This window comes from Daejeonella sp. (assembly GCF_044348475.1).
Classification (GTDB): domain Bacteria; phylum Bacteroidota; class Bacteroidia; order Sphingobacteriales; family Sphingobacteriaceae; genus Daejeonella.
Genome location: NZ_JBIKSU010000120.1, coordinates 1 through 4,710 on the forward strand (window position 1 = coordinate 1; position 4,710 = coordinate 4,710).

At 39.0% G+C, this 4,710-nt stretch carries 4 protein-coding genes; 2 read left to right on the plus strand and 2 right to left on the minus strand.

All coding sequences use genetic code 11. The annotated features are described in order from the left end of the window. Positions 1-314 precede the first annotated feature (314 nt). Positions 315-461, minus strand: coding sequence for a hypothetical protein (locus tag ACIQZ6_RS11970; protein WP_395811402.1), 147 nt, complete (start codon positions 459-461; stop codon positions 315-317). Between the two features lie 389 nt (positions 462-850). Further along, the gene (gene dxs, locus ACIQZ6_RS11975; protein ID WP_395811404.1) at positions 851-2,779 is read right to left on the minus strand and encodes a 1-deoxy-D-xylulose-5-phosphate synthase; all 1,929 of its coding nucleotides are present in this window, start codon (positions 2,777-2,779) and stop codon (positions 851-853) included. Positions 2,780-2,921: 142 nt separating this feature from the next. Here dxs and ACIQZ6_RS11980 point away from each other — a divergent pair, with 142 nt between their 5' ends. Together ACIQZ6_RS11980 and ACIQZ6_RS11985 are read left to right on the plus strand one after the other, a co-directional pair. Continuing rightward, positions 2,922-3,695: a segregation and condensation protein A gene (locus ACIQZ6_RS11980; RefSeq protein ID WP_395811406.1), complete on the plus strand. Its 774-nt coding sequence runs from the start codon at positions 2,922-2,924 to the stop codon at positions 3,693-3,695. A 62-nt stretch (positions 3,696-3,757) separates the two neighbouring features. After that, the coding region (locus tag ACIQZ6_RS11985) for a serine hydroxymethyltransferase (protein ID WP_395811408.1) at positions 3,758-4,710 on the plus strand (953 nt) is incomplete at its 3' end.

Genomic DNA, 4,710 nt, shown 5'->3' on the forward strand with positions numbered 1-4,710 from the left:
TGGACGGTTATTAAAGGTCTGTGTCCGTAGGACTCCTTTGGAGCGAGCGTGGCGGATAAAAAGATTTGGCTTCAGATTCATAAACCTTTTGCCTGCTGTTCAGGATGACACCTGCATAGCGCTTAAAAAAATTAATTAAAATTTAAAGCAAATGTCATCCCGAAACCTGCCCTTCAGCAGTTGAGGGACCTTCGTAGTTTTTAGTACAATTTTGCTTTCGTAGCAGCTAAGTTCCTTCACTTTGTTCAGGATGACAGGTGCAAAGCGATTTAAAAAAATAAATACGACACAATTAACTTTCCTTGTGCTTGGTGTTACCAAGCATGTATAATTTCATTCCGCTCATAGCCGCGGGGGCTTAGTTCTTTTTCTGTAGCAAAAAAGAACCAAAACGCTACCGCTGCGCCTGCTGCTATGAAAGGTTCTGCGAGGGCTAGGACTGTAATTGCCGCACCAGTCAAGGCGGAAGAGAGGTGATCGTAGGTTCAGTGAATGGACGATTTGTTTAAGATTGAAATAAGTTTTCCTGTGCCAGGAGTTAGCTAATTCCATTCATGATTTTCTTCCGCTCATAGCCGCGGTGGACAGCATATCGGATAATGAGATTTCGAAAAAAGCTTGAAATTTAATATTAAAATCAAATTTTCCTTAGGCATCCAGTGTCCACCGCTGGCGGGGGAATAAAAGGGGGTGGTTTTTAATTTTAGTGTCGAGAATTATCAAGCATAGGAAAGTGCTTGGTGTTACTCACCAAGCATTCATGATTTTCCCCCGCTCATAGCCGCGGGGGCTTAGCATCAAAACACTAGTTTATATTTACTAGAAATAAATATTTAAAGAAATTATGGTTTTAAGATGCCATTACCCGCGTTGCCCTGCTTATTCCGAATGATTTAATCGTTTTTAGTATACCATTGAAATCATATCCGCATTCAGCCCATAATTCAGGCTGCTCGCCATGTTCGATAACCTGATCAGGTATTCCAAGTCTGACAACAGTAGCTGAATAATTATGGTCAGCCATAAATTCAAGAACAGCCGTACCCATACCACCTTGAAGGCAACCATCCTCAACAGTTACCACATATTTGTATTTTTTGAAAACCTGGTGAAGTAATTCCTCGTCAATTGGTTTTACAAATCGCATGTCATAATGAGCGGGGTGAATTCCTTCAGTATTTAACTCAGTGCAGGCTTTTACAGCTTCATTGCCAATATGGCCTATGGTTAGAATAGCAATATCTTCACCTTCACAGATCGTCCTACTTTTTCCTATTTCAATAGCCTTCAAGGGGCGTCTCCATTCATGCATAACTCCATTTCCTCTTGGATAACGGATGCTAAATGGTCCCATATTATCTTGTTGGGCAGTAAACATTAAATTTCTCAACTCCTCTTCATTCATCGGTGCTGAAACAATCATATTAGGGATGCACCGCATGTAAGCCAGGTCATAAGCACCATGATGAGTAGGGCCATCTGAACCTGCAAATCCTGCACGGTCAAGGCAGAATACAACATTCAATTTTTGGATAGCTACATCATGAATTACCTGATCAAAAGCCCTTTGCATAAATGTTGAGTAGATATTGCAAAAAGGAATCATGCCACGGGTTGCAAGTCCGGCCGAAAAAGTTACTGCATGCTGCTCAGCAATACCAACATCAAAGGCACGATCTGGCATTGCTTTCATCATAATGTTTAGTGATGAACCTGAAGGCATAGCAGGGGTAATACCCATGATTTTTGAATTCTTTTCTGCTAGCTCTACCAGTGTAAGTCCAAATACATCTTGATATTTTGGAGCGGTAGGTTTATCGGATAGCGTTTTTTTAATTTCGCCGGTAATTTTATCGAAAAGACCTGGCGAATGCCATTTAGTTTGGTCTTTTTCTGCTAATGAGTAGCCCTTGCCCTTTACAGTTACACAATGTAATAACTTTGGTCCGGGAATGTCTTTTAGGTCATTAAGTACTTTTGCCAGATGTTTCACATCGTGTCCGTCAATTGGACCAAAATATCTGAATTTAAGTGCTTCAAAAAAGTTGCTCTTTTTTAAAAGCCCGCCTTTTATGCTTTTTTCAATCTTTTTAACCACTTCGTGAGCGTTGGGGCCAAGTTCAGATATTTTTGAAAGCACATGCGAGATGTCATCCCTGAAACGGTTATATGATTTTGAAGTGGTTATATCTGTTAAATATTCTTTTAATGCACCAACATTTGGGTCGATAGACATACAGTTATCATTCAGGATAACAAGGATATTTGAATTTTCGATTCCTGCGTGATTGAGTGCTTCAAATGCCATTCCGCCGGTCATCGCTCCATCTCCAATAACAGCAACATGCTGTCTATCTTTTTCACCCTTATAATTGGAGGCTACTGCCATTCCTAACGCGGCTGAAATTGAAGTTGATGAATGACCCACGCCAAACGTATCATATTCGCTTTCTGATCGCTTTGGAAAGCCACTAAGCCCTTTATAAATTCTATTGGTGTGGAATGTTGCCCTTCTGCCAGTTAAAATTTTATGTCCATATGCCTGATGTCCAACATCCCATACCAATTGGTCGTAAGGGGTATTAAGAACATAATGCAGCGCTACAGTTAATTCCACTACGCCCAAACTGGAACCAAAATGACCGCCATTGACCGATACTGTATCAACAATAAATTGTCTTAGTTCAGTACATATACGTTCAAGATCATCCTCTTTAAACTTTTTCAAGTCTGAAGGATAATTTATTTGTTCCAGAAATTCACCCGCCTTAACTTCCATGTAGGATTATAAAATTTTGATTCGCAAAAATAACTTTTTTGACAATATTTTGGAAGTAATAAGTAATAAGTTATAAGTTATAAGTAATAGGTTTGAAATGGGTTCATTTCTGATACCGATAACTAAATACAAATTCTTATTTTTGGATATACGTATGATTTCTACAGATAGTTTTGAGATACGGCTTCCACAGTTTGAGGGCCCTTTTGACCTGCTTTTATTCTTTATTGAAAGAGATGAGCTGGATATTCAGGATGTTCCAATTGCCCGTATAACAGACGATTTTCTTGGTTATTTGCATCAGATGAGTTCATTGAATATGGAGATAGCCAGCGAATTTATTTTCGTTGCAGCCACCTTGATGCGAATAAAGGCCAAAATGTTATTGCCCCGTCTTGATCTGGATGAGGAGGGAAATGAAATTGATCTGAAGCGCGATTTGATTCAGAAACTTATTGAGTATAAAAAGTTCAAAGGTATAGCCGAGAAACTTAGAGAATTTGAAGAGGAGCGGTTTAAACAAGAAAAACGAGGAAATATTGCTACTGACCTTCAGCAAATAGCTCTTATTGCAGAGCCTGGAGAGGAGCTTGAATCGTTTAATCTTTATAAATTGATGCTTACTTATCATAAAGTTTTTCAAAGAAGTGTTCAGCGTGACACTAAGCAGGAACATATTGTGGAGCAATATCCTTATCACATTGAAACTCAGAAAAAGTTAATTGGTCAGCTTCTTTCAATCAATAATAGGTTGGATTTTAAGGTTTTATTATCTAATTCTGAGAACAAGGTTCAATTTGTTTATAATTTTTTAGCTATGCTTGAAATGATCCAGCAAGATTTGATTTCTATACAAACTGGTTTAGGATATAATAATTTTTGGATTGAAGCTAAAACCAGTTCAATCAATTCTTAATTTGTATTTTTGCGCATCATTTTTATTCATATTTTTACCAACCCAAACACGTTAACCCATCCATGAAGAGAGATAAACTTATATTCAGCCTGATTGAAGAGGAACAGCAGCGCCAGGAAACCGGTCTTGAATTAATTGCATCAGAGAATTTTGTAAGCAAGCAGGTTATGGAAGCTGCAGGCTCAGTGCTAACCAATAAATATGCTGAAGGTTTACCCGGTAAAAGGTATTACGGAGGTTGCGAAGTTGTTGATGAGGTTGAAAACATTGCTATTGAACGTGCAAAACAACTATTTAATGCCAGTTGGGCCAATGTGCAGCCCCATTCTGGTGCACAGGCAAATGCTGCTGTGCTACTTGCTTTGCTTAATGCCGGCGATAAAATCTTAGGATTTGATCTTTCGCATGGAGGCCACCTGACACATGGATCGCCTGTAAACTTTTCAGGAAAGCTATATAAGCCTAATTTTTATGGAGTAGATCGCGAAAGTGGGCTAATTGACTATAAAAAATTAGAGGAAGTAGCCTTGAAAGAGAAGCCTAAATTAATTATTTGCGGTGCTTCTGCTTATTCACGTGATTGGGATTATAAATTTATCAGGTCAGTGGCAGATCAGATTGGTGCTTTGGTATTGGCGGATATTTCTCATCCTTCAGGATTGATTGCACGCGGATTATTAAACGATCCACTTCCACATTGCCATGTGGTAACTACTACCACTCATAAAACATTAAGAGGTCCAAGGGGTGGAATGATTATGATGGGACAGGATTTTGAAAACCCCATGGGACAAAAAACTCCAAAAGGTGAATTAAGAATGATGTCGTCCGTATTGGATATGGCAGTTTTCCCAGGCACACAAGGTGGGCCACTGGAGCATATCATTGCGGCAAAAGCTATTGCTTTTGGTGAGGCTTTGAGTGATGATTACATGAAGTATATAATACAGGTTAAGAAAAATGCTGAAGCCATGGCCGCTGCATTTGTTAGCCGAGGTTATCAGCTAATTTCAGG